General features: G+C 73.4%; 18 protein-coding genes. 8 read left to right on the top strand and 10 right to left on the bottom strand.

Features of this window, described 5'->3' with window-relative positions:
* Positions 1-60 precede the first annotated feature (60 nt).
* Together hypE and KO717_RS07390 are read left to right on the top strand one after the other, a co-directional pair.
* Positions 61-1,050: a hydrogenase expression/formation protein HypE gene (gene hypE, locus KO717_RS07395; protein WP_437184631.1), complete on the top strand. Its 990-nt coding sequence runs from the start codon at positions 61-63 to the stop codon at positions 1,048-1,050.
* Between the two features lie 247 nt (positions 1,051-1,297).
* Positions 1,298-1,549 carry a hypothetical protein gene (locus tag KO717_RS07390; protein WP_301365197.1) on the top strand — a complete coding sequence of 84 codons (252 nt, stop codon included), beginning with the start codon at positions 1,298-1,300 and terminating at the stop codon, positions 1,547-1,549.
* Positions 1,550-1,572: 23 nt separating this feature from the next.
* Here KO717_RS07390 and KO717_RS07385 read toward each other — a convergent pair whose 3' ends face one another.
* Positions 1,573-2,835: a cation:proton antiporter gene (locus tag KO717_RS07385; protein ID WP_301365196.1), complete on the bottom strand. Its 1,263-nt coding sequence runs from the start codon at positions 2,833-2,835 to the stop codon at positions 1,573-1,575.
* 6 nt (positions 2,836-2,841) lie between these two features.
* Positions 2,842-3,312, bottom strand: coding sequence for a TrkA C-terminal domain-containing protein (locus KO717_RS07380; RefSeq protein ID WP_301365195.1), 471 nt, complete (start codon positions 3,310-3,312; stop codon positions 2,842-2,844).
* Between the two features lie 290 nt (positions 3,313-3,602).
* Here KO717_RS07380 and KO717_RS07375 point away from each other — a divergent pair, with 290 nt between their 5' ends.
* The 5 genes from KO717_RS07375 to KO717_RS07355 all read left to right on the top strand — a co-directional run bounded on the left by KO717_RS07375 (position 3,603) and on the right by KO717_RS07355 (position 8,528).
* Positions 3,603-4,613 carry a sensor histidine kinase gene (locus tag KO717_RS07375; RefSeq protein WP_301365194.1) on the top strand — a complete coding sequence of 337 codons (1,011 nt, stop codon included), beginning with the start codon at positions 3,603-3,605 and terminating at the stop codon, positions 4,611-4,613.
* Positions 4,610-5,275 (top strand): response regulator, encoded by a 666-nt coding sequence (locus KO717_RS07370; protein ID WP_301365193.1) that lies wholly within the window; start codon positions 4,610-4,612, stop codon positions 5,273-5,275. Before KO717_RS07375 ends, KO717_RS07370 begins: the two co-directional genes overlap by 4 nt.
* A 111-nt stretch (positions 5,276-5,386) precedes the next feature.
* Complete coding sequence (locus tag KO717_RS07365; RefSeq protein ID WP_301365192.1) at positions 5,387-6,268, top strand: peptidoglycan DD-metalloendopeptidase family protein; 882 nt, start codon at positions 5,387-5,389, stop codon at positions 6,266-6,268.
* Positions 6,269-6,342: 74 nt separating this feature from the next.
* A complete protein-coding gene (locus KO717_RS07360) occupies positions 6,343-7,158 on the top strand; it encodes an FHA domain-containing protein (protein WP_301365190.1) in 816 nt (271 codons plus the stop codon).
* A 65-nt stretch (positions 7,159-7,223) separates the two neighbouring features.
* The gene (locus KO717_RS07355) at positions 7,224-8,528 is read left to right on the top strand and encodes a serine/threonine-protein kinase (protein WP_301365188.1); all 1,305 of its coding nucleotides are present in this window, start codon (positions 7,224-7,226) and stop codon (positions 8,526-8,528) included.
* 321 nt (positions 8,529-8,849) lie between these two features.
* On the opposite strand, the gene KO717_RS07350 is transcribed toward KO717_RS07355, so the two are convergent.
* The 4 genes from KO717_RS07350 to KO717_RS07335 are packed head-to-tail and all read right to left on the bottom strand — an operon-like array spanning position 8,850 to position 17,330.
* Positions 8,850-10,112: a TIGR02679 family protein gene (locus KO717_RS07350; RefSeq protein WP_301365186.1), complete on the bottom strand. Its 1,263-nt coding sequence runs from the start codon at positions 10,110-10,112 to the stop codon at positions 8,850-8,852.
* Positions 10,109-14,341, bottom strand: a complete 4,233-nt coding sequence (locus KO717_RS07345) for a TIGR02680 family protein (protein ID WP_301365184.1) — start codon at positions 14,339-14,341, stop codon at positions 10,109-10,111. The genes KO717_RS07350 and KO717_RS07345 overlap by 4 nt, the downstream gene beginning before the upstream one ends.
* Positions 14,338-15,699 (bottom strand): TIGR02678 family protein, encoded by a 1,362-nt coding sequence (locus KO717_RS07340; RefSeq protein WP_301365182.1) that lies wholly within the window; start codon positions 15,697-15,699, stop codon positions 14,338-14,340. Before KO717_RS07340 ends, KO717_RS07345 begins: the two co-directional genes overlap by 4 nt.
* Positions 15,696-17,330: a TIGR02677 family protein gene (locus KO717_RS07335; RefSeq protein ID WP_301365180.1), complete on the bottom strand. Its 1,635-nt coding sequence runs from the start codon at positions 17,328-17,330 to the stop codon at positions 15,696-15,698. The genes KO717_RS07340 and KO717_RS07335 overlap by 4 nt, the downstream gene beginning before the upstream one ends.
* 157 nt (positions 17,331-17,487) lie before the next feature.
* Between KO717_RS07335 and KO717_RS07330 the strand changes: the two genes are divergently transcribed.
* Positions 17,488-18,021 (top strand): hypothetical protein, encoded by a 534-nt coding sequence (locus KO717_RS07330; protein ID WP_301365178.1) that lies wholly within the window; start codon positions 17,488-17,490, stop codon positions 18,019-18,021.
* 7 nt (positions 18,022-18,028) lie between these two features.
* On the opposite strand, the gene KO717_RS07325 is transcribed toward KO717_RS07330, so the two are convergent.
* From KO717_RS07325 to KO717_RS07310, 4 genes are all read right to left on the bottom strand, one after another.
* Positions 18,029-19,270, bottom strand: a complete 1,242-nt coding sequence (locus KO717_RS07325) for an erythromycin esterase family protein (RefSeq protein WP_301365176.1) — start codon at positions 19,268-19,270, stop codon at positions 18,029-18,031.
* 74 nt (positions 19,271-19,344) lie between these two features.
* Complete coding sequence (locus KO717_RS07320) at positions 19,345-20,310, bottom strand: LLM class flavin-dependent oxidoreductase (RefSeq protein WP_301365174.1); 966 nt, start codon at positions 20,308-20,310, stop codon at positions 19,345-19,347.
* 10 nt (positions 20,311-20,320) lie between these two features.
* Entirely contained in the window at positions 20,321-22,105 is a 1,785-nt protein-coding gene (locus KO717_RS07315; protein WP_301365172.1) for an ABC transporter ATP-binding protein, read from the bottom strand.
* Positions 22,102-25,236 carry a lantibiotic dehydratase gene (locus KO717_RS07310; RefSeq protein WP_301365170.1) on the bottom strand — a complete coding sequence of 1,045 codons (3,135 nt, stop codon included), beginning with the start codon at positions 25,234-25,236 and terminating at the stop codon, positions 22,102-22,104. Before KO717_RS07310 ends, KO717_RS07315 begins: the two co-directional genes overlap by 4 nt.

The following is a 25,236-nucleotide window of genomic DNA, read 5'->3' as shown; positions in this document are numbered from 1 at the left end:
GCACTCGACATCACGGGCTGGACCTGCCCGGCCCCGCTGCGCGACCGCCCCCGTGTGGTGATGGGTCACGGCGGCGGGGGCGCACTCTCCGCCGAGCTGGTCCAGCACCTCTTCGCCCCCGCCTTCGGCGGCGACGTGCTCGCCCAGCTCGGGGACTCCGCGGCCGTCTCCCTCGGCGGGGTCCGGCTGGCCTTCTCCACCGACTCCTACGTGGTGCGGCCGCTGTTCTTCCCCGGCGGCTCCATCGGCGACCTCGCGGTCAACGGCACGGTCAACGACCTGGCCATGAGCGGAGCCGAAGCGGCCTACCTCTCCTGCGGGTTCATCCTGGAGGAAGGCGTCGAGATGCCGGTGGTGGCGCGCGTGGCCGAAGCCATGGGCGCCGCCGCGCGGGCCGCGGGCGTGGAGGTCGCGACCGGCGACACCAAGGTGGTGGAAGCGGGCCACGGGGACGGCATCTACATCAACACCGCGGGCATCGGGATCATCCCCGACGGGGTGGACCTGCGCCCGCAGCGCGTCGTACCCGGCGACGTCGTCATCGTCAGCGGCGAGATCGGGCTCCACGGCGTGGCGATCATGAGTGTCCGGGAGGGGCTCGAATTCGGCGTCGACATCCAGAGCGACTGCGCGGCCCTGGGAGGCCTCGTGCGGAGCATGCTCGCGGTCACCCCGGACCTCCACGTCCTGCGCGACCCCACCCGGGGCGGCCTGGCGGCCTCCCTGAACGAGATCGCGGCCGCCTCGGGCACCGGTGTCGTGATCCACGAGGGCCGCGTCCCGGTCCCCGACGCCGTCGCGAACGCCTGCGCGATCCTCGGGCTCGACCCGCTCTACGTGGCCAACGAGGGCAAGCTGGTCGCCTTCGTGCCCCGCGAGCACGCCGACGCCGTCCTCGACGCCATGCGCGCCCATCCGCTGGGCCGCCGCGCGGCGGTGATCGGTGAGGCCGTCGACGCCCACCCGGGCCTGGTCGTGGCCCGCACCGCCCTCGGCGGCACCCGCGTGGTCGACCTGCCGATCGGGGAGCAGCTGCCGCGCATCTGCTGACCGGAACGACCGGCGCCCAGGATGGGTGCCGGCCCCGATGTGCGGTGGCGGTGGGCCGGGCGATGCTGGGGATGTCCGCAGAGTCGGCAGAGTCCCTTCCCGGCCGCCGCCGGGAGGCTCCGCCACTGCTTCGAGAACACGCCCTGGACGATGAACACCCGTGCGTCCCGCAGGCGTTGACGTGGAGCGGCCCATGCCTCCGGCAGTGCACCCGCTCCCGCGCCCGGCCGAAGAAAGGAGCGCGGTCATGCCGCGATCCGAGGATATGAGGACCACCGGCCCCGAAGCCCGGCCCGCGCACGGGCCCCGGCCCCGCGCGTACCGCCGGGCGGGCGCCTGGCTGGCCGTGGCCCTCGGGGTCTGGGCCGCGGTGGCCGGGGCCACCCTGCCCAACGGGCTCGTGCTCGCGGCCGGACTGGTCGTGGCCGCGCTGGCGGTGAACCGACTGGGCGCGGAACCCCGTACGCCCCGTCGGGCGAAACCGGTGGCGCCTCCCTGACGGCAGGATCCGGAAGAGCCGGCCTACGGCCGCCCGGCGGGATCCTGGTCGGGAGCCGGCTCCGCAGCGGCCCCGGCCTCCGGGGACCTCGCGGGGGAGGGCACGGCCGCGAGCAGCGGGGCGTGCACGGCGCGCCGCCCCCGCAGCCGTGCGGCCAGCGGCTCGGTGTACCGGGCGGTGAGCGGCCCGATCACCACGAGGATCAGCACGTAGGCGGTGGCCAGCGGCCCGAGGGCCGGTTCGATGCCCGCGGTGACGGCGAGACCGGCGATGACGATCGAGAACTCCCCGCGGGCGACGAGGGTTCCGCCCGCCCGCCAGCGGCCCTTGACCCCGACCCCGGCGCGCTTCGCCGCCCAGTACCCGGTGGCGATCTTCGTACCGGCGGTCACCAGGGCCAGCGCGAGCGCCGGCAGCAGCACGGGCGGGATGCTGGCCGGGTCGGTGTGCAGGCCGAAGAAGACGAAGAACACCGCCGCGAACAGGTCCCGGAGCGGGCTGAGCAGGGTGTGCGTACCCTCGGCCACCTCACCGGACAGGGCGATGCCGACCAGGAACGCCCCGACCGCGGCGGAGACCTGCAACTGCTGGGCGAGGCCCGCGACCAGCAGGGTCAGGCCGAGGACGACCAGGAGCAGCTTCTCCGGGTCGTCGCTGGAGACGAACCGGGAGATGAGCCGGCCGTAGCGGACGGCCACGAACAGCACCGCGCCCGCCACGCCGAGGGCGATCGCCAGGGTCAGACTGCCGGCCGCGAGGCCGACCCCGGCCAGCAGCGCGGTGACGATGGGCAGGTAGACGGCCATGGCCAGGTCTTCCAGGACCAGCACGCTGAGGACGACCGGGGTCTCACGGTTGCCCAGCCGCCCGAGGTCCCCCATCACCTTGGCGATGACGCCGGAGGACGAGATCCAGGTGACCCCCGCCAGGACCACGGCGGCCACCGGCCCCCAGCCCATCAGCAGCGCGGCGACCGCGCCGGGTACGGCGTTGAGGGTGAAGTCGACCAGCCCGGCCGGGTACTGGGTCTTGAGGTTGGAGACCAGGTCGGTGGCCGTGTACTCCAGACCCAGCATCAGCAGCAGCAGGATGACGCCGATCTCGGCGCCGATCGCCACGAACTCCTCGCTCGCGCCCATGGGCAGCAGTCCGCCCGTGCCGAAGGCGAGACCGGCCAGCAGGTACAGGGGTATCGGGGAGAAGCGGAAGCGCCCGGCGAGCCTGCCCAGCAGACCCAGGCCCAGGATGATCGCACCGAACTCGATCAGGAAGAGAGCGGAATGCACAGGCGATCACTCCCGTCCGAGTATGGAGGCGGCCGCGTCGACGCCCTCGCGGGTACCGATCACGATGAGCGTGTCCCCGCCGGCGAGGCGGAAGTCGGGCGCGGGGGAGGGGCGGGCCTCGGCCCGGCGCAGCACCGCCACGATCGAGACGCCGGTCTCCGTCCGCATCCGGGTCTCGCCCAGCAGCCGGCCGTTCCAGTGCGAGTGCGCCGACAGCTCGATGCGCTCGGCGACCAGCCCCAGGTCGGTGGTGTGCAGCACGTTGGGGCTGTGGTGCGCGGGCATCAGGGCGTCGATCAGCGAGGCCGTCTCCGCCCCGGACAGGTGCAGGGACTGGGCGCACGCGTCGGGATCGTCCGCGCGGTAGACGTTCACCGTACGGGTGCCGTCGCGGTGGGCGATCACCGACAGGTGGCGGTGCTCGCGGGTGGTGAGGTCGTACTGGACCCCGATGCCGGGCAGTGGCGTGGTGCTCATCCGTGGAGCGGGCACAGCTCCGTCCCCCTTGCTTCGTGTTCGGCGGTGGTGCGGCGCGGCGTCGGCGGAAGACGGCTTCCGGCTGCCGCGCGGGCTCATGGTGCCATCTCGCGCAGGGGGCGGGATATGGGTGCCGGCACGGATGGACAAGACCCCCGAAGGGCGAAAGGCTGAAGCGGGGACACCGGTCCCACCGCAGGTCACCGCAGGTGTGGAGGCGCATCGGCGGGGATAGTGGAAGTGAGCGGTCCGCCGGAGCGGCGGACCCCGGAACGAGGGGAGGGACGCCCGTGTCGCTGTACTGGCGGATCTTCCTGCTCAACGCGGCCGTCCTCGTCACCGCCGTCCTGCTGCTGTTCGGACCGGTCACCGTCTCCACCCCGGTCCTCTTCGGTGAGGCCGTGGTGCTGCTCGCCGGGCTGGCCGCCATGCTGATCGCCAACGCCGCCCTGCTCCGGATCGGGCTGGCACCGCTCGGCCGGCTGACCCGCGCGATGAGCGCGGTCGACCTGCTGCGCCCCGGCGGCCGGGCACGGGTGGAGGGCCCCGCCGAAGTGGCCGAGCTGACCACCTCCTTCAACGCCATGCTGGGCCGGCTGGAGGCCGAGCGGGCCGGCAGCAGTGCCCGTGCCCTCTCCGCACAGGAAGCCGAACGGCGGCGCATCGCCCAGGAACTCCACGACGAGGTCGGCCAGACCCTCACGGCGGTCCTGCTCCAGCTCAAGCACGCCGCCGACCGTGCCCCGGCCCCCTTGCGGGAGGAGCTCCGCCAGGTGCAGGAGACGACCCGCACCGGCCTGGACGAGATCCGCCGCATCGCCCGCAGGCTGCGCCCGGGGGTCCTGGAGGAGCTCGGGCTGCACAGTGCCGTGCGCGCGCTGACGGCCGAGTTCAGCAGCGGGTCGCTGACCGTGCGGCACGTCATCGGTCCCCAGGTGCCCCCGCTGGACGAAGCGGCCGAACTCGTCGTCTACCGGGTCGCCCAGGAGGCCCTGACCAACGCCGCCCGCCACGCGGGCGCGAGCGAGGTCGAGGTGCACCTGTCGGGCCGGACCGGCGGGGCGGTCCGGCTGCTGGTCCGGGACAACGGCCACGGCCTCGGCCCCGCCGGCGAGGGCGCGGGGATCCAGGGCATGCGGGAACGGGCCCTGCTGATCGGCGCGGACCTCACCATCGGGAGCGGCCCGCGGGGCGGCACCGACGTACGGCTGGACGTACCCGCCGTCACCACGGCGACCACGGCGACCACGGCCACCACGGCCGCCACCGGGACCACCGAGACCACGGAGGGCACGAGTTGACCACGCCCGGACGGCCGCCGACCCGCGTCCTGCTCGCCGACGACCACGCCCTCGTACGGCGCGGGGTCCGGCTCATCCTCGACGCCGAGCCGGACCTGACCGTGGTCGCCGAGGCCGGGGACGGCGCGGAGGCCGTAGCCCTGGCCCGTACCGGGGAGGTGGACCTCGCCGTGCTCGACGTGGCCATGCCCCGGATGACCGGGCTGCAGGCCGCACGGGAACTCTCGCGGCTGCGGCCGGAGCTGCGCATCCTCATCCTGACCATGTACGACAACGAGCAGTACTTCTTCGAGGCGCTCAAGGCCGGGGCCGCCGGGTACGTCCCCAAGTCGGTCGCCGACCGCGATCTGGTCGAGGCCTGCCGGGCGGCGATCCGCGACGAGCCGTTCATCTACCCCGGGGCGGAGACCACCCTCATCCGCAACTACCTGGACCGGGCCCGCCAGGGCGATCCGCTGCCCGCCCGGGCGATCACCGAGCGCGAGGAGGAGATCCTCAAGCTCGTCGCGGAAGGCCACTCCTCGAAGGAGATCGGCGACCTCCTCGTCATCAGTGCCAAGACCGTGGAGCGACACCGGGCCAACCTGCTGCAGAAGCTGGGGATGCGCGACCGGCTGGAGCTGACCCGGTACGCGATCCGGGTCGGGCTCATCGAGCCCTGAGGGCCCCGCACCCTCGTAGCTACGAGGTGGTGCCACCCGGGCCCCGACCTCCAGCATGGCGCGGGGGACCGCCCGTCCGGGTGCCGTCCACAGGGTCCGGGAGGGGAAGACGTGCTGCGGTATCCGAGCAGGCTGTGGGCGGTGGTGCTGATGTGCCTGGCGGGACTGGTGCTGGCGGGTACGCCCGCGCCCGCCTCCGCCTCCGCGCCCGGGCCCGTCTCCGCCCCGGCTGCGGCGAAGCCGCTGTTCCAGCTGCCGTTCCCGTGCGGGACCACCTGGCAGCTGAACACCTGGGGCCACGATCCGGCGCTGGACATCGTGGTGGAGGGCAACACCGGCTCCGACGGACTGCCCGTCCAGCCGTCGGCCGCCGGCACGGTGGCCGCCACGTACTGGACCAACGGCTCGGGCAACACCATCCAGATCAACCACGGCAACGGCTGGTTCACGGCGTACTACCACCTGAAGGACGACCCGGCGGCCTACGTCAAGAAGGGCGACGCCGTCCAGCCGTCCACGCGGATCGGCCGGATCGGCACCTCGGGCGCCTCCGAGTGGTCCCACCTGCACTACGAGCAGCGCTACCTGGCCTCGGGCGACTTCACCGACGAGAGCCACCGCGTCCCGGTCCACTTCGACGGGGTCGAGTACTCGGGAGCCGCCAAGGAGTGGCCGAGCGTCACCAGCCGCAACTGCGCCGGCACACCGACCCCCGCCTGGCAGGACTGCCCGGCCGGCTACGTCTGCTTCTACTCGGGGGCGGACGGCACGGGCACCGTCTGCCGCTCCGCCGTCGACGAGCCCCGGAGCACGTGCGGGCTGCGCAGGTCCTTCTTCAACAACGGGACGGTGCAGCCGGGGTACGACCACGTGCAGGTGTACTTCCGGGAGGGAGGCAGCGCGTGCCTGCACCGCGGCTGGGACGAAGGGCGCGGAAACCTTCCCGCCGGGGGCCGGACGATCGAGCGCTTCCAGTGGCGAGGGGAGTGCTGAAGACAAGCCATTGTTGCGGGAACGATTGATTCCGCTGGCTAACCTTCCCCTGCACCTTCGGGGAAGGAAGCAGCGTGAACAGCATCATCGTGGTTCCGGGGCCCACCATGTCCCCGGCCGCACAGATCCGCCTGGCACCGGGGCAGACCCTCCGTTTCGGCCGTGAACCCCTTCGCAGCACCACCACGGGTACCACCACGGGCCCTGCTGCCGGCGTCCGCCACACCGGCGGTGGCGGCAGCGGCCCGCACAGCCTGCACGTCGCGCACGCCGGCGTCTCGCGTTCGGCGGGGGAGATCACCGCGACAGCCACGTACTGGTCGCTCAGCAACTTCTCCCGCTCGGCGACGTACGTGGTCGAGAACCCCGAGGGCGCCGGCGAGCACATCAAGATAGCTCCAGGCCGGCTGGACGCACCGGTCCCGTTCGAATTCGCCCGGCTCGTCCTGCCCGCCGGCTCCGAACTGCTCACCCTGGACGTCTGGGCACCGCGCCACGACTACGCCGACCGGGACGATCCCGGCGAGCCCGACGGGGAGCCGACCGTCCTCCCCTTCCCGCTCGACCGCTCCAGCCGGTACTTCCTGGTCCTCACCGCGCTCTGCGAGCCGAGGCTGCGCGGCGAACCGCACGCGCCCCTGCCCACCGTCGAGCAGGTGGTCGAACGGCTGAAGCCGTCCTGGCCCGCGGCCAACCGCGCCGCCGTGCAGTGGAACATCGACTACCTCGCGGTCAAACTGCGCCTGAAGCCGGGCCCCGACACGGTGGATCCGGGGCCGCGGCTGGTCGGCAAGAAGGAGACCCTGGTCTCGCTGGCCCTGCGCTTCGACCTCGTCCGCGAGACGGACCTGGCGGCCCTGCCGGCCGCCCCGACCGGTACCGCCCGCTGACCGGGCGGGCCGGGCGCTCCGGCGCCCTCCAGGTCCCGGCCGGCTACCGCGTCGGCCCCTGGGTCGTGGGGCACCTGCTGGGGGCCGGCGCCTTCGGCAGCGTGTACGCGGCCCGGCGTGCCGCACCCGAGCCGGGCCTGCCCGGCCGGGCCGCGCTCAAGGTCCTGCCGACCGGTACCCACACCCCGCGCGGGTTACGGCACCTGGTCGAGCTCGCCGAGCGCGAGACCGAGGTACTGCGCCGGGTGCGCACACCCCGGCTGATCAGGCTGTACGAGGCGCTCACGGTCGACGACCCCGGCCGGCCCGAACTCGACGGCGCCACCGTCCTCGTCCTGGAGGAGGCGCAGGGCTCCCTGGACGCCCTGCTGGCCGACGGAGTGCCACGGACCGGGCCCGCCCTGCTCGCCCAGGTCTGCGAGGGGCTCGACCAACTGCACCGGGCGGGCTGGGTGCACGGCGACCTCAAGCCCGGCAACGTCCTGCTGATGGCCGACGGCACGGCGCGGCTGGGCGACTTCAACATGGCCGCGGAGCTGGAGGGCACCCACGCGTACTCCCCGGCCTTCGCCACGCCCGACTACACCCCGCCCGACCTGCTCTGGTCCGAGGTCGGCGAACGCGGTACGAAAATCCGCCCGACGGCCGACATCTGGGCCTTCGGGGTCCTGGCCCACGTCGTGCTGACCGGCGCACTGCCGCTGCCCGGAGGCACCCCCGCCGCCCGCAGGGACGCCGCGCTGCGCTACGCCCGGGGCGAGGACGAGCTGCGGCTGTCGCCGGAACTTCCGGAGCACTGGCGGGACATCGTCCGCGACTGCCTGGCCCGAAGACACGAGGACCGGGCCGCGCACACCGCGGCGTCGCTGCTGCGCCGGGTGGAGGCGGCGGCCGCCGGCGCGCCGCCCGCCGCCCCGACGGGCGCCCTGCGCGTACCCGGCTCCCGCCGGCGGCGCCGCGCGCTGATCGCGGCCGGCACGGCGGCGCTCGCCGCCGGCCTGGGCGCCGTATGGGGCTCGGGTCTGTTCCACCTCGGGGACTCCGCCGGGGCGCTGGGGTACGACCGGTGCTGGCGCGGGGCGGTCTGCTTCTTCTCGGAGGAGGACGGCCGGGGCGAGATGTGCTCCTGGGTGGACGGCGGCTCCGACTGGATCGACGGCCCGGCCCCCTGCCCCTGGACGGCCCGCAGCGCGCCCCGCTCGGTCTTCAACAACGGCTTCGACCTCACCCAGGGGGCGACCAAGGTCGACGTCCTCTACTACGGGCAGGCCGCCCAGCAGGAGCCGCTGGGCTGCGTGAAGGTGGGTACGAGAACCAACTTGAGCGGCACGGTCCGGCCGCGCTCCCACGCCTGGGTACCCAACTGCTGACGGCTCCCCGGCCCGCCTCCCCGCCGACCGGCCGAACAATTCGAGCCAATCGCTCCGATCGCGGGACCGGCGGCCGGAGCCGAGCGGCACGTGAAAGGAAGGCGAAGGTCCGCCCTGTGGGCCCGGAGGCTGGTGGAAGGACACGGCCACGGCTGTCACAGCAGCTATGGGCGTGATCACCCCCAGCCATGCGGGCGGGCGGACGCCGTCGTCCGCGACGACAGCGCCGATCACGGCCCAGGCCAGCAGGCCCGTCCCGACCACGAGGCACGTCCCGGCGAACACATGCCCACAGCGGCCACGGCGCAGCAGGCGCGGTGTTCACGCCAGGTCCGCCAGGAGCAGGTCGAGTGTGGCCTCCTCGTGGAGGGCCATGCCGCGCCCGGCCATGGCCGGGGCGAGGGCCGGATCCCAGTCCGCGGGGGTCGGCGGGCCGGTGAGCGGGTGCTGTGGGACGTTGCGGTCCCGGGTGCGGGCGGCGAGCGCCTCGTAGTCCTCGGTGCCCATCCGCCAGGGCTCCGCGCCGTAGCGGTGGACCACGCGGTTGGCCAGGGCTATGCCCGGCCAGTCGAAGTCGCCGTGGTAGGCGAAGCGGCAGCCGGCGGCGGCGAGGGCGTCGAGGAGGGTGAGGACCACGGTCGCGGCACTCCCCGAGGTGCACACCAGAGGTTGTGAGCAGGCGGTGTCGGCCGCCGCCTCCACCACGCGCGGGTTCTCGCAGATGCGGACGAGGGTGCCGGCCGGCAGCGAGAGCCGTAGGGCGCGCAGGTCGCGCAGGGTGAGGTGGGTCTCCACGTGATGGACCGCCCGTTCGTACAGCGAGCGCTCCCGCCAGCCCCCGCCGTCGGGGCGCAGGCCGTAGGCGAGGACCGTGCTGGACACCTCGTCCGGTGTGACGGATGCGAGCCGCCACACGGCGCGGCGTCCGGCCGCGTCGTCGGGGAGCTCGGTGTCGTGGGCGAGGGCTATGCCCCGTTGGACGAGGCGCGCGAGCCAGGTCCCGTCGTCCAGGCCGTGGGCCGATCCGGTCGCTTCGGCGGCGAGATCGCCCCGCCCCCACGCGGCGGCCCGCTCGGGACCGAAGAGCAAGGTGAGGACGTGGACCGCCTGCCGGAGCGTACGGACCGCCGTCTCGGGCGTCACACCGCCGGGCACGCCCGTGCGGCGCAGTCCGTCGTACCAGCGCCAGGCCCAGTCCTCGTCGGTGAGCCGGCAGCCTTCCAGGGACGCGGCGAGCGAGGACCACACCTCATCACGCCGTGCCCGGGCCTCCGTCCGGACGGCGCGGCGGTCGGTGAGCGCCGGTCCGAGCTCCTGGAGCACGTCCCTGAGACCGAGGCCGGCGGCCGAGGACCGCAGCCGGGTGTCGAGCGAGTCGAGCCGCACCGTGGCGGTGGCCCCCGTGACCGGGGTGCCGAGCAGGAGCGACAGGTCGTTCCGCTCCTGTACCGCCAGTCCGGACAGCCGCACCGAGCCGGTGGCCCGGAGGCCGTTGCCCTCCAGGCGCTTGCGCGCCGATTCCCAGAGCCGGACGAGCCCCGGACCGGCCAGCCAGTCATGGGTGGCGGCGGGGAGCCGGCTCATACGGACATCAGGCGCCGGTGCCGGCCGTTCCAGGTGTAGTGCAAGGTGGCCACCCCGCGGGCGTGCGGGTCGCGGAGGCACTCGTAGATGTGCAGGGAGGGCACCTCGGGCCAATTGCCCATGAGCCTCTCGCTGGTGAGGACGAAGTCGAGGTCGAGGTCGACGAGGATGCGGCCGAGCCGGCCGTGGGTGGGCTCGTCGACCTTGGCGAAGGCGTCGTCCAGGAGGATCAGCCGGGGAGCGTGCGGTGCGGACTCGCCGAGGGTCGTGAAGTGGGCGGCGGCCGCGGCGAAGAGCACGAGGTAGGAGAGCACGCGCTGTTCGCCCTGGCTGAGTCCGGTGCGTCCGGTGAGCCTGCGCCTGCGGCCGGGGGCGGCGTCCTCGACCACGAAGGTGTGGAAGCGGAACCAGTCGCGGTAGTCCAGCGCGGTGCGCAGGTGGGCGGCGTACCCGGCTGACGGATCGGCCCGGCGGGCCTCCTCGATCCGGCGCTGCAGCACCTCGCGCAGCTGCTCGCCCTGCTCACGGGTGCGCAGGATCGAAGGACTGCGCAGCAGTTCGACGGCCGCCCGGACATCGGCGTCGACGTCGTCGTCGAGCTTCCACTGCAGTTCCACGCCGAGCCCGTGCGAGGTCCGCACGGTCCTGAGCGTGTCGTTCAGGGCGGAGACGAGGCCGGCAGCGGTGACGACCTGTGTGGACAGGTGGTCGCCGAGTTCGCCGGCGAGGAAGCGCTGGAAGACCTCGCTCTCACGCTCGGTGAGCCGGCCGCGGGCCTCGGCGGCCCGGTCGGCGATGCGTTCTCCTACGACGGCGACGTCGTGCGGGCCGTGGTCGTCGACCAGCCGGCAGATCTTGATCCCGGCCAGTTCCTCCAGCTGCGCGTCGTACCCGCCGGCCAACTGGTCGCGCAGTGCCGTGTGCCCGCCCAGGAGCGTGCTGTCCGAGACCTCCTTCCCCGACCGGTCGAGACCGCCCCGCACCGCGTCGGCCAGCTCGCGCAGGGACCGGATGCGGTCACGGACGTCCGCGCCGGGGTCGTCCAACAGCAGCGCGGGCAGGGAGGAACGGTCCAGGGCGGCGCCCCGGACCACCTCCGGACGGCCGACCGCGCCGCGCAGGGTGCTTCCCGCGGCGATGACGGCCGCCTGCCGGTCCAGCAGCAGTTCGCGGCTTCGCTTCTCGTCCTCCTCCGCACGGATCCTCCGGTCGCGGAGGTCGTCGTGTCCCCTCCGGGCTCCCGGCAGCGCCCCGGTGGCGGCTGCGACGCGCTGCTTGGCCTCCTCCTCGCGGGCGAGGATCTCCTCCTCGGACGAGCCGATGGCCTCTTCACGGGTAAGGAGGTCCTGCTGGGCCCTGCGCAGCTCGCCGAGCCGCAGGCCGTAGCCTTCCGCCGCCTCCAGACGGTCGTGGTGGGCCCGTTCGTACCGGGTGCGATCGGCCCGGTGCCGGTCCAGCCCGTCGGCCACGCCGCGGATCGCCCGGCACATGCGTCCGATCCCGTCGAGCAGGGTGGCGAGGGCGGTGCGTACGCGGTCCAGGGCGTCGGCGTCGGTGGGGAGGTCGTGGGCCGTCGCGGTCGCCTCCGCCTCACCGCGGGCGGCCACGGCCCGGGTGCGTGCCTCTTCCGCCAGGCGAGCTGCTTTCGCCGCCCTGGCCGTCACGGTCCGAAGGTCTCTCTCCCCGGAGTCGAGCTCGTGCCAGGCGCGGGTGAGGGACTGCGGCCGGGGGAAGTCGCGTTCCGCCGACGCCAGGCCCCGGCGGACGGCGTCGAGCCCGTCGAGCTGTCCGCGGTGGTCGGACAGCAGCTTCTGCGCCTCCTCCCACCGGACTTCCAGTTCGGCGATCTTCCGGCGTCGGGTCCCGGCGCGTACGGCGGCGCCCACGTACTCGGCCCCGTCCTTGGCATGGCGGCCGCGCAGGGGACCGAGGCGCCAGCTGCCGTCGTGGAACACCGCGCAGGCGGCGGTGGCTTCCCGGGCCGGGGCGAGGGCGACGGCGGACAGGAGGTGCTGGACCCGCTCGGGCGCGATACCGGTGTCCGGCTGCGCCGCGGGGCGCAGGGCGGCGGCCAGCGTCGGTCCCTCCGGCAGTACGGCCCCCGGCTGGAGCAGGACGTCTCGCGTCAGGGGGTCGAGGAGTGCCCCGTCCCAGGTCACCCAGGCGTCCAGTACCCCGCTCGCTTCGAGCGCCGCCTCCAGGCCCGCCCGGTCGGCGGGGGACAGGTCGTCATGGAAGTCCACCAGCCGGTAGAAGGGCGCTCCGGTGCCCGGATCGCGCTCGGCGGTGCGGTGGTACGGGGCGGGCGGCTCCGGATCGGTCCGCCGCTCCCACTCCTCCTTCTCCCCGCTCAGGAGGTCGCGTTCCTCGGTGAGGCGGGCGACGCGCAGCGCGAGGGTGTCGCGCCGTTCGGTCAGCCGCGCACCGTACGGCTCCAGCACCGTCAGTGCGGTCCGCTTCGCCTGTCCGTCGATGTCGGGCGGCAGCACCCGCTCGGCGAAGGGGGCCTGGGGAGAGGTCTCACAGGCGACCGTGGCACGGACCGCGTCCAACGGAGGGCAGTCCGGGCCGGCCACGGCCCGCAGGCGCTCCAGCCACGCCTCCACCTGACGGAGGTAGCCCGCGCTCTCCTCGGCCACCTTCTCCCGGTGCCCTTCGAGGCGGCCCGCAGCATCCTCCGCCTCCCCTTCGAGCCGTTCGTGCTCGGCATCCGCGGCAGCAGCCCGCCCGCGTGCGTCCACCGCCCGGGCGACCAGGCCGGCCACCTCCTGGACCCGCCGGGTCCGGTGCTTCACCACCGTGCCGGCGTCCTCCAGCTGTCCTTGCCAGGACCGCAGGGCGGATTCCGCCGCCGTGGCGTCCACGGCGGTCACCCGCCGGTGCCGCACGATGCGGACCTCCGCGTCGGGTGCCGTGAGTTCCGCCGCCGAAGCCCCGGCCACGTCCGCCCGGGGCAGGCCGACCGTCTCGCCGAGATGGCCCGTGGGGAGCCCCGCCTTCTCCGCCTGCACGACGAGTTCGCGGTGATCCGTACCCAGTTCGCCGAGGCGTTCGCCCAGCTGCCCGATGCCCTCGGCCAGGCGGTCTGCCGCGCCCGCTTCCGTGTCGTGCGCCTTGGTGAGCGCGGCGAAGGACGTTCCGGCCGCCGTGTCCAGCGCGGCGACCGTGGTCCGGCGCTCGGACAACTCCTCCAGACTGCGGTACGCGCTGCTCGCGCGCAGGGCGTCGAGTTCGGTCCGGGCGGCCTGCTCCTCCTCGCGCAGCGCGCTCAGACGTGCTTCGGCCTCGGCCTCCTGACCCTTCAGGGCGCCCGTCCGCTTCGCGGCGTCCCCGGCCTGCAGGCGCCGCCGCGCCAGGGCGTCCAGTTCCTCGTCCACCTTCCCCGCAGCCCTGAGAAGCACCCCGGACAGGTAGCCGCGGTAGATGCCCAGGAAGGTGCGCAGGGCCCGGTCGGTACGCTCCAGACGGCCGAGCTCCTCCCGGACGGCGTCGAGGTCGTGGAGGTTGCGCGCCACCTTCTCCACCACGTCGTCGTCGAGCCCGGGCAGCGTCTCGCTCAGCAGCGAGGCGACCCCGCCGGACTCGATCCGGTCCCCGACGGTGGGACGCCGCAGCCGGTGCAGGAGCTGTGTGAGGTTGCGGTACCGCGTGGTGTCGGTGATGCCGAACAGCTCACGGGCGACCCGCGAGCGGTGCTGGACGGAACGGTCCGTGACGTTCTCCGCGCCGACGGCCTCCTTGAGCCGATCGACCGGCAGGGGCCTGCCCGCCTCGACCAGACGGAAGTCCTCGCCGACCCGCAGCGGGGTGACGAAGAAGACCGGTACGGCCTTCTTCGTCGACTTCGACGCCCGGACGGCCGCCCCGAGGGTCAGGTACCGGTCCCCGCCGTCCTCCGTCGTCATGCGGAACTCGACCCACAGGTATCCGAGGCGGTTCGTCTGCTCGAAGCCGTCCAGCATCAGCCAGACGAGGCTCGTGCGGCCCGTACCGGTGGCGTCCAGCGCGCGGGAGTCGCCGTCCAGCAGGTACGGGAGCAGCATCTCCAGCGCCTTGGACTTGCCTGCCCCGTTCTTGCCGCGCAGGAGCAGCCGTCCGTCGCCGAGGTCGAATTCCTGTTCGTCGTACTGCCAGACGTTGAGGATGCCCGCGCGGTGCAGGCGGAAGCGCGTACGGGCCGAAGTGAAGGACCGCTGAAGGGGGATGGGGCCGTGCGCGCCGGGGGTCATAGCGGCAGCTCCTGCTGTATGTCGATGCCGGGTGTCGCTCCGGCGGGCCGGCGTTCGGTGACGTGGGTGGCGTAGCGAGCGGCCGCGGCGAGGAGTGTCCAGCCGGTGCCGGCGGCTGTGGTGCCGGCGGTGGTGTCGGCGGTGCCCGCGGCGCGGGCACCCAGCACGTCGGTCACGGAGCGGCCCTCCGGGACCGCGTCGTCGTACCCCTCGGGCAGCCCCTGGCCGGCGGAACGGAGCGGGCCGGCGGGCGCCACCAGCCGCATCCGGCTCAGCAGGTCCAGAGCCGCCCTCCGCAGCGAGGCGGGATCCTCCAGGTGCTCGCGCTGCCAGTTGCCGCGCTGCCCGTACTCGGTGACGAGCTCGGCCAGCAGCTCGTCCACGAGGCCGTCCGGAACGGCGACCCCGATGACGAGCCGCCCTCCCGTCGCCGGGTGGCCCGGCCGGGCGGGCCGCAGCCGTTCCACGAGGCGCTCCACCAGGAGGAGCGAAGCCTGGGCGACGGTTCCGGTACCGGGCAGGTGCAGGTCGGTCAGCTCCTCCTCGGGATCCACCAGCGCCACGCCCTCGCCGCGGATCTCGGCCTCCAGCCCGAGGAGCTCGGAGAACGCCTGGGCCTCCCTGCGTTGCCGGGTCCGCAGCCAGTCCCGCTCGGCACCGGTCAGCTCGTCCAGGTACACGACCGGCGTTTCCACGAGCATCCGGCGCACATAGGTGCGAGGACCGCCGAATCCGGGGTCGGCAGCCCGCCTCACCAGGTCCGCCCCGTCCAGGCTCTGCGTGAGCGGGCCCGAAACGATGATCCGGGCGATCTCCCGGTCCACCGTGATCAGCGCCTCGCCGCCTTCCTCCTGCACGAGCGACCCCACACTGCCTTCGGTCTCCGTCAGGACACCCCAGTCGATCAACTGGCGAAGGGCGGCGACCAGAGTCCGCTTCTCCACGGCCCGGCCCGTTTCCTCCAGCTTCACGCCCGCGTCGGCCGCTGCGGCCCGGATGTCGGCGACCAGCTGGGAAAGCAGCATCTGCTCCGGGGCGGTCACGAGCACGGACAGCGCGAGCGCGAGACAGGAGTAGGCGCGCGGGGTGAAGGCGGCACCGGTGGACCGCTCCAGCCGGTGTCCTGCGCCGGCGCCCAGTCCGGCCTTGAACAGCCTGGCGTAGGAGGTGTCGACCAGGAGCCGGTAGCCGAGCACCTGCTGGAACCGCTTGGCCAGCCAGTCGGCGTGCCGTCGTACCAGGGGGAACAGGTCCGCGTAGGGACCGGCCGACGTCACCAGAGGACGGGCGAGCAGCAGCCGCCCGGCGGCACGGCGTTCGGTGGCCAGGGCCACGTCGTGCGCCGAAGGAAGCGTCACGACACACCCGCCTCGGCCTCATGCCCGGCCGAGGCGGACGCACGCCCGATCTCCAGCTCCAGGTCGTCCAGCAGGAGGTCGCCGTCGGCGGAGTGCAGCACCGTCCTCGCACCGGAGGAACGGCGTACGGTGAGCCGGACGCCGAGCTCGGCATCCTCGCTCTGCGCGGACTCCAGGCCGAACTCCGGCGCCTCGTCCAGGTCTCCGCCGGCTTCCCCGGCCCCCGTGCGCCGCAGCCGGGCGTTCCCCAGTGCCGTCGCCAGCAGTTCCAGCAGCAGTCCGAGGGCCGCCGAGGTGAGGCGTACGTCCGCGAAGCGGCCCGCAGCGCTGCGCAGTTCGTCCGCGGCCGCCCTTCTGGCCTCGGCCTGCGCGCGGGCGGCCTCCTGAAGGTGCCGCTTCTGCGCCGAGTGGTCCTCCATGGCGGACGCCCGGCCCCGCTGCGCGCGGCTGCCCCGCTCGCGCAGCGCCACCGGTACCTCGACCACCGGGCCGTTCCACCAGCTGGTGTACGCGGGAACCGCTTCGTCGGAAGCCGGCGGGACACCCAGGTGGCGGGCGCCGTAGAGGCCGAAGGCGGCCACAGCGATGTCGTGCGCATCCTCCGGAGACGCCTCGTCGAACCACCGGGCGAGCCGCAGGAGGTCCTTGCGCCTCGACATCTCCCCCGAGGCCGAGCGCAGCATCCGCTTGGCGTTGGTCAGCAAGGACTGCAGCGCGCGCATGGTGGCGTCACGCAGCTGATCGACCTGGCTTCCCTGTCCGTCGACGTCGGTGAACCAGCCGCGCAGCCCCTCCCAGTCGGCCGTCTCCCGGCCCCGGCTGCGCTGCACCCGGCCCTCGGAGCGGCCGCCGGCCCCCGGAACCCCTGACAGACCGCGGGCGTGGGCGTCGAGACGCTCCAGGAGGCCGGGGAGGTGCGGCCACAGAAGGTCGAGGGCCGACGCGATACGAGGAGCGCGGAAGGCCACGTCCTCCCTGATCGCCTCGACGTAGTCGAGCAGCAGTTCCTTGAAGCCCTGGTACTCGGCGCTGTCCAGGTCGTAGCGCGCCAGCACCTGACCGAGGTAGGCGTAGAAGTCCCGCACGGAGTCCGCGAACCCGGTGAACTGGACGAACAGCGTGCTGACCCGTTCCAGCGCGTCCTGCGGCTCCGCCCCGCCGGGCCTTTGCACCAGCTCGTTCAGCTCGCGCAGCCCGCGCTCGACCAGCGCCAGCAGCTCGCTGCTCACCTCGCGGGCCGCATCCGCCCCGGCCAGGACCTCGTCGGCGTCCCGCTGGATCCGCTCGCCCAGCTTCGACAGCTGGTAGCGGGACCGGGACCGCTGGTACTCGGTGATGCTCGACGCCTTCACCGAATGGCTGCTCCGCAGCAAGGCGCCCCAGTGCACCAGCCGTTCCAGCCGGGCGGTGAGCGTCTCCGCGTCCAGGGTGAGCGCCGGCCCACCGGACTCGGCCAGTTTCGTCAGCACGTCCGGCACCGCGAGGTCGGCGAGGAGGGTGCCGCAGAAGACCCGCATGACGGCGACGTACTCCAGCCGCTCCGGCGCACTCAGGTACGCGTATGCGTTCAGCCGCTGCCACGTGTCGTCGCGGTCGGTCTCCGGTAATGACTTCTGTGCGGGTGCCCCCATGGCATCGAGGTTACGCACTGACACCGACGGCACGCGGGGAGTTCGGCGATCTTCTGCAGAGCCCCCGCCCCTCTGGCCGGAAAGAGAACCGGCCGTCCGCGTCCGGCCGAGACTGGGGGAAGACGATCACCAGGGTGAGCAGGAGGCAAGGGTCCCGATGAATCCGTACACGTACGTGCCCGCCGACGATCCGCTCTTCGGCGCGGTCCGGATCGAACTCGACCACGAGGCCGGGACACTGGGCGTGAGCGGGGACGGCCTGCCGCCGGTCGAGATCCGGCGGGCCCCGCACACCGTGCCGGAGAGCCATGTGCCGATCGGGACGCGGGACCCCGAGCACCTCACTCTGCTCGTCGACGGCGCGGAGGAGACCCTGCGGCCCTCCAAGGGATTCCTGACCCGGCGCTCCTACCGGGTCGAGGTCGTCTCCGGGGCGCGGGAGTGCAGCTACCTGCTGGTTCCGGACTCCCTCGGCACCAGCCGGCTGCTGCGGGACGAACGGCTGCTCGGCGTCTTCACCTCGAGCGGCGACGGGCGCGTGTCGGCCGACTGGGAAGCGGCGGGCGAGTCCGGGCCTGCCCAGGACCCTTATGACGCGTCCGTGGGGTACGGGCTCGCCGCGGCATTCGGCACAGGTGCCGAACCGATGTGGCAGCTCACCCTGAAGGCCGCGCTCGACCTGTGGACGTGAAAGAACCTCAGTCCACCGCCGGGGGCAGCAGGTGGGAGCAGGTCGAGCGTGCCACGAACGCGATGCCGTCGTAGTCCTCGGCCGGGACGAGCGGGGCCGTGTTCAAGCGGTAGAAGAACCGCTGGACGTTGGCGCCGAAGCTGCGCTGTGCGTGCGGGGCGTGCAGCCAGGGCGCGGCGTCGGCGGGGGGACCCGCGGCGCGGAGGTCCGCGTAGTAGTCGCCGGGTACGGCGTGCGTGAGTCTGGCCTCCAGGGAGCGGAGGCCGGTGCCGATGCGGTGGCGGGCCGGCGGGCGCTGGAGATCGTTGCCGCGGCGGGCCAGGAATGATCCCTTGCCGAAGAGGAGGGCCAGCGCGTAGTAGGCGTCGCCGTACCGTTCGCGGAGCCTGCTGCCGAGGGCCGGCACCTGCTCCCCGTACGTGCCCTTCGCGATGTGCCCGTTGTGTGCCCAGACCATGACGCGCGCGCCGGGGTCGTCGTCCACGAGCCGTGCGACGGCCTCGGCCATGTAGCGGTCACGCGCGGCGTACACCGCGTCCTCCCCGGCCGGGGCTTCGAAGGGCCGGGTCACCAGGTCGGCGGCGCGGACCAGGATCCGCGCGTGTTCCAGAGCCTCGTCGGCGCCGTCGCCGGGATCCGACCGTCCGGCGTGGTCCGCGACGAGGCGGGCGATCTCCTCGGCGTGCCGCATCAGGGCCTTGTCCGGGTCCGGAAGCGAGCCCGGGCGGGCCCGGGCCAGTACGTCCAAGGTGTCCATGCGCCCGGCCTGACCGGGCGCCGTGCGGCGTAGGAAGGCGGTGACGGCCTCGACCGAGTCGGCGCAGAGCTGGGGATCCGTTCCCGCGAAGCGGACCCGGCGCTCTTCGGGCAGGTTGCGGTTGTGGGCGCGCAGCCACTCGACGAGGTCGACCATCTCGCGGGTGCGCCAGGTCCAGAAACCCAGCCGGGCGACGAGCCGTTCGGGGGCGCCCGTGCCGTACCGGACGTACGCGTCGAGCGCGCGGGCGGCGGACTGGCTGGCCTCCATGGCGAGGGTGGTGAACCCCTCCTCACGGACCAGGAACTCCACGATGCGGTGCTTCAGCCGGAAGAACTCGCCCGTGCCGTGGGTGGATTCGCCCAGACCGACGATCCGTGTCCCCCGCAGGGCCTCGCCCAGGGGTTTCAGGTCCTCCACCGGCGCGCCGGGGGTCAGGCTGCTCAAGGGGTTGGCGTGCTCGTTCAGCCATCGGGCGATGTCGTCGGGCACCGTCTTGCCTCTCCTCACCGCGTGCGGGAAGGCGGCACGCGGGCGTGCCCCGGCCTACCGCACCCGTTCCTGGGTCAGTTCGTCGCCTCCCGGCAGGCCGCCAGGATCTCCTGGAGGTCCCGTACGGCGTCCGGTCGGCCATGCTCGGAATACACTCCGGCGACGTTGACGACAACTTCGTCCACCCCCGCCCGATCGTATTCGGCCAGCTGTGCGGCGATGCTCCCGGGCGTGCCGTAGAGGAAGACTCTGGAGTCGACGAGGGTGCGGGCGCCGAGGCCCGGGCGGCTGTGGTGGACGCGCAGGCCGGCGCGGCGCAGCATGTCGCAGTAGTGCGGCCCGGCGAGGTGGACGTGGGCCGCCGCGAAGGCGAGCCGGTAGGCGTGGCGCCCGGGGCGGTCGACGGCGGCGTGCACGACGGTGACCATGCGGGGCACCGGGCGGCCCGACTCGGCCGCGCCCTTCGCCATGGCGGGCAGCAGGGTGTCGCGGACGTAGCCGGGCGGGGTCATCCAGCTGATCGCCGCGTCCGCCACCCGGCCCGCGGCCCGCGCGAGCGTCGGCCGGAGGACACCGAGTCCGGTCTCCACCCCCGGATGTGACAGGCCCGGCAGACCGATGGAGGCGCCGATGCCGGGCCCGGCGACCCCGTCCTCGGTCCCGATCAGGCGCCGCACCTCGGTCAGGTATTCCACACAGGCGTCGCGTGGGCTGTCGTACGGCTTTCCGTGCAGTCCGGCGACGACGTCGGGGGTCGCGGGACCGAGTCCGAAAGTCGTGCGGTGTCCGGTGAGGACGGACAGGGAGCGGGCCTGGATCGCCGCGTCCAGCGGATGCCGCAGCGGCATGAGGGCGACACTGGTCCCGACCGGGATGCGGTAGCCCATGCCGGCCAGGTAGGCGAAGACCTGCTGGGTGTCGGCGCTGAGGGACTGGCCCTGCCAGAGGCGGTCCGCGCCTTCGTCGCGGACGAGCGCGGCGAAGGGGGCGACGTGCCGGGGGTCCGTCGGCATGGCGGGATACAGGACGGATACGCGCATCACTCGGCCTTCAGGGGGACGCGGCTTCGGTCAGGTAGCCCGAAGCCTGGATACGGAAGAGCCGGGCGTAGACGCCGTCGGCCCTCAGGAGGTCTTGGTGCACGCCGTGCTCGATGACCTTGCCGTCCTCCAGGACGACGATCCGGTCGGCCATCCGGACCGTGGCGAAGCGGTGGGCGATGACCAGGGAAGTGGCGCCGCGGGCGACGTCCTTGAGCCGGCCGAAGATCTCCGCCTCCGCCTCCGCGTCGATGGAGGCCGTCGGCTCGTCGAGGACGACGACGGGAGCGCGGCGCATGAAGGCCCGGCTCAGGGCGATCTTCTGCCACTGGCCGCCGGACAGCTGGTGGCCGTCCTCGAAGTGGCGGCCGAGTGTCGTGTCGTAGCCACGGGGCAGCGTCTCGACGAACCCGTCGGCGCCGGCGGCCCGTGCCGCCTCGGCGACGCGCCCGGTGTCCTCGCGGTCCTCGACGCTGCCGAAGCCGATGTTGTCGCGGACGGGCAGCTCGTAGCGGATGAAGTCCTGGAAGATGACGCCGATGTGGCGTTGCAGGTCGTCGAGGTCGTACTCCTCGATCGGGACGTCGTCGACGAAGATCTGGCCGCTCGTCGGCTCGTAGAGCCGGGTGAGCAGCTTGACCAGCGTCGTCTTGCCGGAGCCGTTCTGTCCCACCAGCGCGACGCATTCGCCCGCGGGCAGGGTGAAGCTGACGCCGTCCAGGACGACACGGCCGGTACCCGGGTAGACGAAGCGGACGTCGCGGAACTCGATGCCTTTGCGGAGCGTCTCCGGGAACCGGCGGGTGCCGCCCTTGATCCGGCGCTCGGGCAGGGCGAAGAAGTCGAAGAGATTGCCGAGGAACAGGCTGTCCTTGTAGAGAGCGGCGACGCCGAGCAGCATGCCGTGGGCGGAGACCTGGACCGATCCGACGGCCTGGAGGTAGCCGGCGAGCTGGCCGACCTGCCCGGCGTGGGTGGTGGTGTGGATCGCCCAGAGCACGGCGCCGGAGGAGGCGGCGACGCTGAGGAGACCGAGGACGCCGCCGAGCACGGACTGCTTGCGGGCGAGGCGGCGGTCGACGTCGAAGAAGGTGCGGATGAGCCGGGTGTAGAGGTCCACCAGGTGCGGGCCGAGCTGGAAGAGACGGACCTCCTTGTAGGAGTGGTCGGTGGTGGCGAGGTGCTGGTAGTAGTACGCGCGTCGCCGGTCGGCGGTCCGGTCGTACTCGATCTCGTACGCCCTGTGGCTGAAGAGCATGTACGAGACGACCGACGGCATGGGCGAGAGCAGGATCACCAGGGCGATCCAGGGGCTCCAGGAGAACAGCACCACGCTGACGGTCACCAGGGTGACCAACTCCCTCGCGACCTCCAGGAGCTGGGTGAAGACCTGGTAGACGCGGCCTCCGCTGCTCTCCTGGAAGGCGCGCTGCATCTGGTCGTAGACCTCGGCGTCCTCGTACTGCTGGAGGTCGAGCATGGTGCCCTTGCGCATCACCCATTCGCCGATGCGAGCGGTGAGTTCGAGCCGCAGGAGGGTGTCGAGGTACTGCAGGAAGGTGCCCAGGACATGGCTGGCGAGGCCCACCCCGAGAAGGGCGGCGCCCGCCATGAGCGCGGCCCGTCCGGCGTCCCGGTCGCCGGTGACGGCGTCGGCCACACCCTGCACGGCGGCGGCGACCAGCCCGATCTGCGCGGCCGGTATGAGGGCGAGGAGGAGGGAGACGCCGGTGAAGGCGGACACCCGCAGCGGGCTGAGCCGCCAGAACAGCGTGCTGACGCGCAGCCAGATCATCGGCCCTCCCTGGCCTTCGCGGCCGTGCGGCCCCGGACGGCGCGCAGGACATGGGCCCACAGGGCGTGGCTGCGGGCCTCCCGCTGGAGGTCGATGGGGAGGAGCCGGTTGATCTGCATGTGCGCGAGGCTGGCGAGGATGGCGTCCTCGGAGCCGACCAGGAGGCCACGGCGGGCCGCCTCGCGGACGGCTGCGGCCGTCTCGGCGACGGCGGGTGCCTGCGCGGCGAACGTCTCCTGGAGGAGAAGCCGGTGGGCCCGCCCTTCCTCGTGGGGGTCGCGCTCCCACGGGCTGAGGAGTTCGCACAGGTAGGCGCGGTGTTCGCGGAACAGCGTCCGGGTGTCCCGGACGTGGGCCTCGTCGTGGCCGCCGGCGTGGTGCATGCGCCCGCCGCCCGGCGGCATGCCCCACTGGGCGTGGAGGGTGTCCAGAGCGGCGACGGCGAGGAACTCGGGCCTGATGTCGGGCTGTCGCGACAGCAGCAGGGCGGTGGCTTCACTGTTGGCGGTGAAGAGCCGCTCGGCCGTGTCGAAGACCTCCGGGCCGCCGTAGCGGGCCGTCTCCGGTGCGTAGCCGGCGAGTTCGATGTCCAGGGCCAGTCCGCGGGCGACGAGATCGCGCCCCCACGCGGTGACCTCGGTGAGGATACGGTCGGCGTCGGTGCCGCGGACCCGCAGGCGCAGATGCGGGAACGGGTCTGCGTAGCGGATGTAGAACCAGCGGTCCAGGAGCCCTTCGCGGCCCAGTCCCGCGACGAGGTCGAGCAGCGGGCCGGCGATGATCTCGTCCTGCCGCTCGGGGGCCGCGTAGACCTTGAGGAACGTCCAGGCACCGCCGGGCAGATGGCGCTCCACGGGCACCGGGCGGCCTTGCCGCGGCACGGGAGCGCGGGTGGCGCGGACCGCGTCGCGGGCGAGGACGGGGACGACGACCTCGGCGGCGTAGCGCTCGCCGTCGCCGTCCTGGAGCCACATGCCGTCGAAGGACGGCAGCATCTCGTGGAGGACGAGGGTACCGCGCTCGTCCAGCTCGGCACGGAGTTCGGCGCGGCAGGCGGGGTGGTCGAGGTCCAGCAGCAGCCGTTGGTCGGACTCGACGAGATACACGTGGCGGGGCACGTTCCAGCGCCGGCGCCAGCCGTCGAGGTCGTCGAGCGGGTGCGCGGACGGTGTGCCGGCTGCGGGCTCCGCGAGACCGGTCCTGCCGTGCGCGCCCGCGGGGTCCGTGGCCGCGGGACTTCTGGTGAGCCGCCACTGCGCGGGGCGCAGGACGATCCGCCCGCGGGTGACGCGCGGCAGGAAGGGGGCCGCCTCGGCGGGGCCCCAGTGGAAGCCGGAGGGCATGACGCAGCCGTCCTGGGAGGCCTCCAGCAGGAACCGGGCCACGTTCGGCGCCATCGTCGGGCTGAGCATGTGGTGCTGGGCGACCACGACCTCCCGGTCGAGTTTCCGGGACCACAGGTGGAACCGGTCCCCGCTGACGCCGACGAGGATGTCGTCGAGGGGGAGGACCTGGTCCGGGCCGACGGACGGCGTGGTGTTGACGGGGATCTCGTACGGCCGGACGGCGGGGCGCAGGGTGATGTTGGCCGCACGGCCGTACGGGGGCAGGAACGCGAGCTCCGCGTAGGCGACGTCGGGGAAGAGCGCCTCCTCGGCGCGGGCGTACCCGCGCAGCCGCTCGGCGGCGGACTCGCCCAGCAGCTCGCTGAAGCGCCCGAAGGTGCGGCCGCCGTAGGTGAGGCTGTCGTAGCGCAGGACGGCCTGCCACTCCCCCCGGTCGAGGGCGGCGCGGTCGGCGGCGTGCAGCTGGAGGTAGACCTCCATGGCGGGCGGCGGGTCGGGCACCGGGCCGCGCGGGGCGAGGCGCTCCAGCCAGGCGTCGGTCAGCTCGACCTCGAAGGACTTGTCCCACCAGGCCTGCTGGGCGAACTCGACGAGCAGGGCGTCCAGCCGGGCGGTGTGCTCGGGTGTCGCCCCCGGCAGTTCGATGCTGCGCGGCGGGTTGGTGTAGGTCGGCGGGGCGTCGAGCCCGGTGTCGGGGCTGAGCAGACCGAGCACCGGGACGCGGGTGCCCTCGCCGTAGCGTTCGCTGAATTCCTCGCGGTAGCGGGTCAGGTGGTTGCGTGTGCTGTGGGCGGCGCTCAGGCGGACCAGGACGCCGACGGCCTCGGCCGCCGCCTCGCCGATCGAGGCGTTCAGGACGGGATCGTCCAGGTGCAGTGCCATGTCGGCCTGGTAGGAGCGGCCGTCGTGTCCGGGTACGAGGTCCTGCTGTGCGGCGGCGAGCCGGCGCAGGGAGGCGGTGTCGTCGGCCCGGTCGGCGAGGTCGGCGACGGCGCCGAGCCGGTCGGCCGTCTCCTGCGCGGCGGGGATGCCGGTGAGCCTCTTCAGGACGTGGTGTTCGGGCCGCTCCGCGGTCTGCGGGGGCCTCAGGTCGCTGATGAGGAAACCGAGGTCCCACATCTGCCGGACCAGGCCCTCGACGGTCTCGGCCGTGACCTCGGGGAAGGCGGCGGCGAGTTCGGCGGTGATCCGCTCGTACGGGACGGGGGTGGCGGCTGTCCGCATGACGAGCTCGACGGCGGGTGTGGCCCGGATGCGCACGCTGCGGGCGTCGTGCCGGCCGTACTTGTCGGCCTGCGGCAGGACCACGCGGTCGCCTGCCGTGTCCGCCATCGGGTTGAGGACGAGCCGGAGCCTGCGGAGCAGGTCGTCGGACTCGTCGAGGCGTTTGATCAGCCCGAGCAGCCAGCCCATGTCGGCGCGCACGCGCAGCCGGTGCTCCTCGGGCCGGCCGAGCCTGGCGGTGGTGGCGGGGCCGAACTCGCCCATCGCCACACCGGAGAAGGCCCCGAAGGGCGTGGGCCGGGTCGCCATGCGCGTGACGTAGCGCAGCAGCCCGGAGTGCAGCCGGCGCAGGCGCTTCTCGCTGAGGTCGCCGATCCGGTCGAGGCTGTCCGTCATGTCCTCGCTGGCGATGAGCAGGGCGCGCGTGACGTCGGGACGGCGGGCGAGGTCGACGAGGGCCCGCGCGGTGTCGTCGGGGTCCGCGGTCACGTCGAGCCAGGTGCGGGCGGGCAGGGCGGGGGAGCGCAGGAGGAAGAAGCCGGCGGGCTCGTACGGGGTCAT

The organism is Streptomyces xanthophaeus (genome assembly GCF_030440515.1).
Lineage (GTDB): Bacteria > Actinomycetota > Actinomycetes > Streptomycetales > Streptomycetaceae > Streptomyces > Streptomyces kutzneri.
This window is presented reverse-complemented; position numbering and strand designations above follow the sequence as displayed.

Bases quoted from the DNA above. Each gene is read 5' to 3' on its own strand.
- hypE (WP_437184631.1), top strand. From the start codon at position 61: ATGGGTCACGGCGGCGGGGGCGCACTCTCCGCCGAGCTGGTCCAGCAC.
- KO717_RS07390 (WP_301365197.1), top strand. From the start codon at position 1,298: ATGCCGCGATCCGAGGATATGAGGACCACCGGCCCCGAAGCCCGGCCC.
- KO717_RS07380 (WP_301365195.1), bottom strand. From the start codon at position 3,312: ATGAGCACCACGCCACTGCCCGGCATCGGGGTCCAGTACGACCTCACC.
- KO717_RS07350 (WP_301365186.1), bottom strand. From the start codon at position 10,112: ATGAGCCGGCTCCCCGCCGCCACCCATGACTGGCTGGCCGGTCCGGGG.
- KO717_RS07345 (WP_301365184.1), bottom strand. From the start codon at position 14,341: ATGACCCCCGGCGCGCACGGCCCCATCCCCCTTCAGCGGTCCTTCACT.
- KO717_RS07335 (WP_301365180.1), bottom strand. From the start codon at position 17,330: ATGGGGGCACCCGCACAGAAGTCATTACCGGAGACCGACCGCGACGAC.
- KO717_RS07330 (WP_301365178.1), top strand. From the start codon at position 17,488: ATGAATCCGTACACGTACGTGCCCGCCGACGATCCGCTCTTCGGCGCG.
- KO717_RS07320 (WP_301365174.1), bottom strand. From the start codon at position 20,310: ATGCGCGTATCCGTCCTGTATCCCGCCATGCCGACGGACCCCCGGCAC.
- KO717_RS07315 (WP_301365172.1), bottom strand. From the start codon at position 22,105: ATGATCTGGCTGCGCGTCAGCACGCTGTTCTGGCGGCTCAGCCCGCTG.
- KO717_RS07310 (WP_301365170.1), bottom strand. From the start codon at position 25,236: ATGACCCCGTACGAGCCCGCCGGCTTCTTCCTCCTGCGCTCCCCCGCC.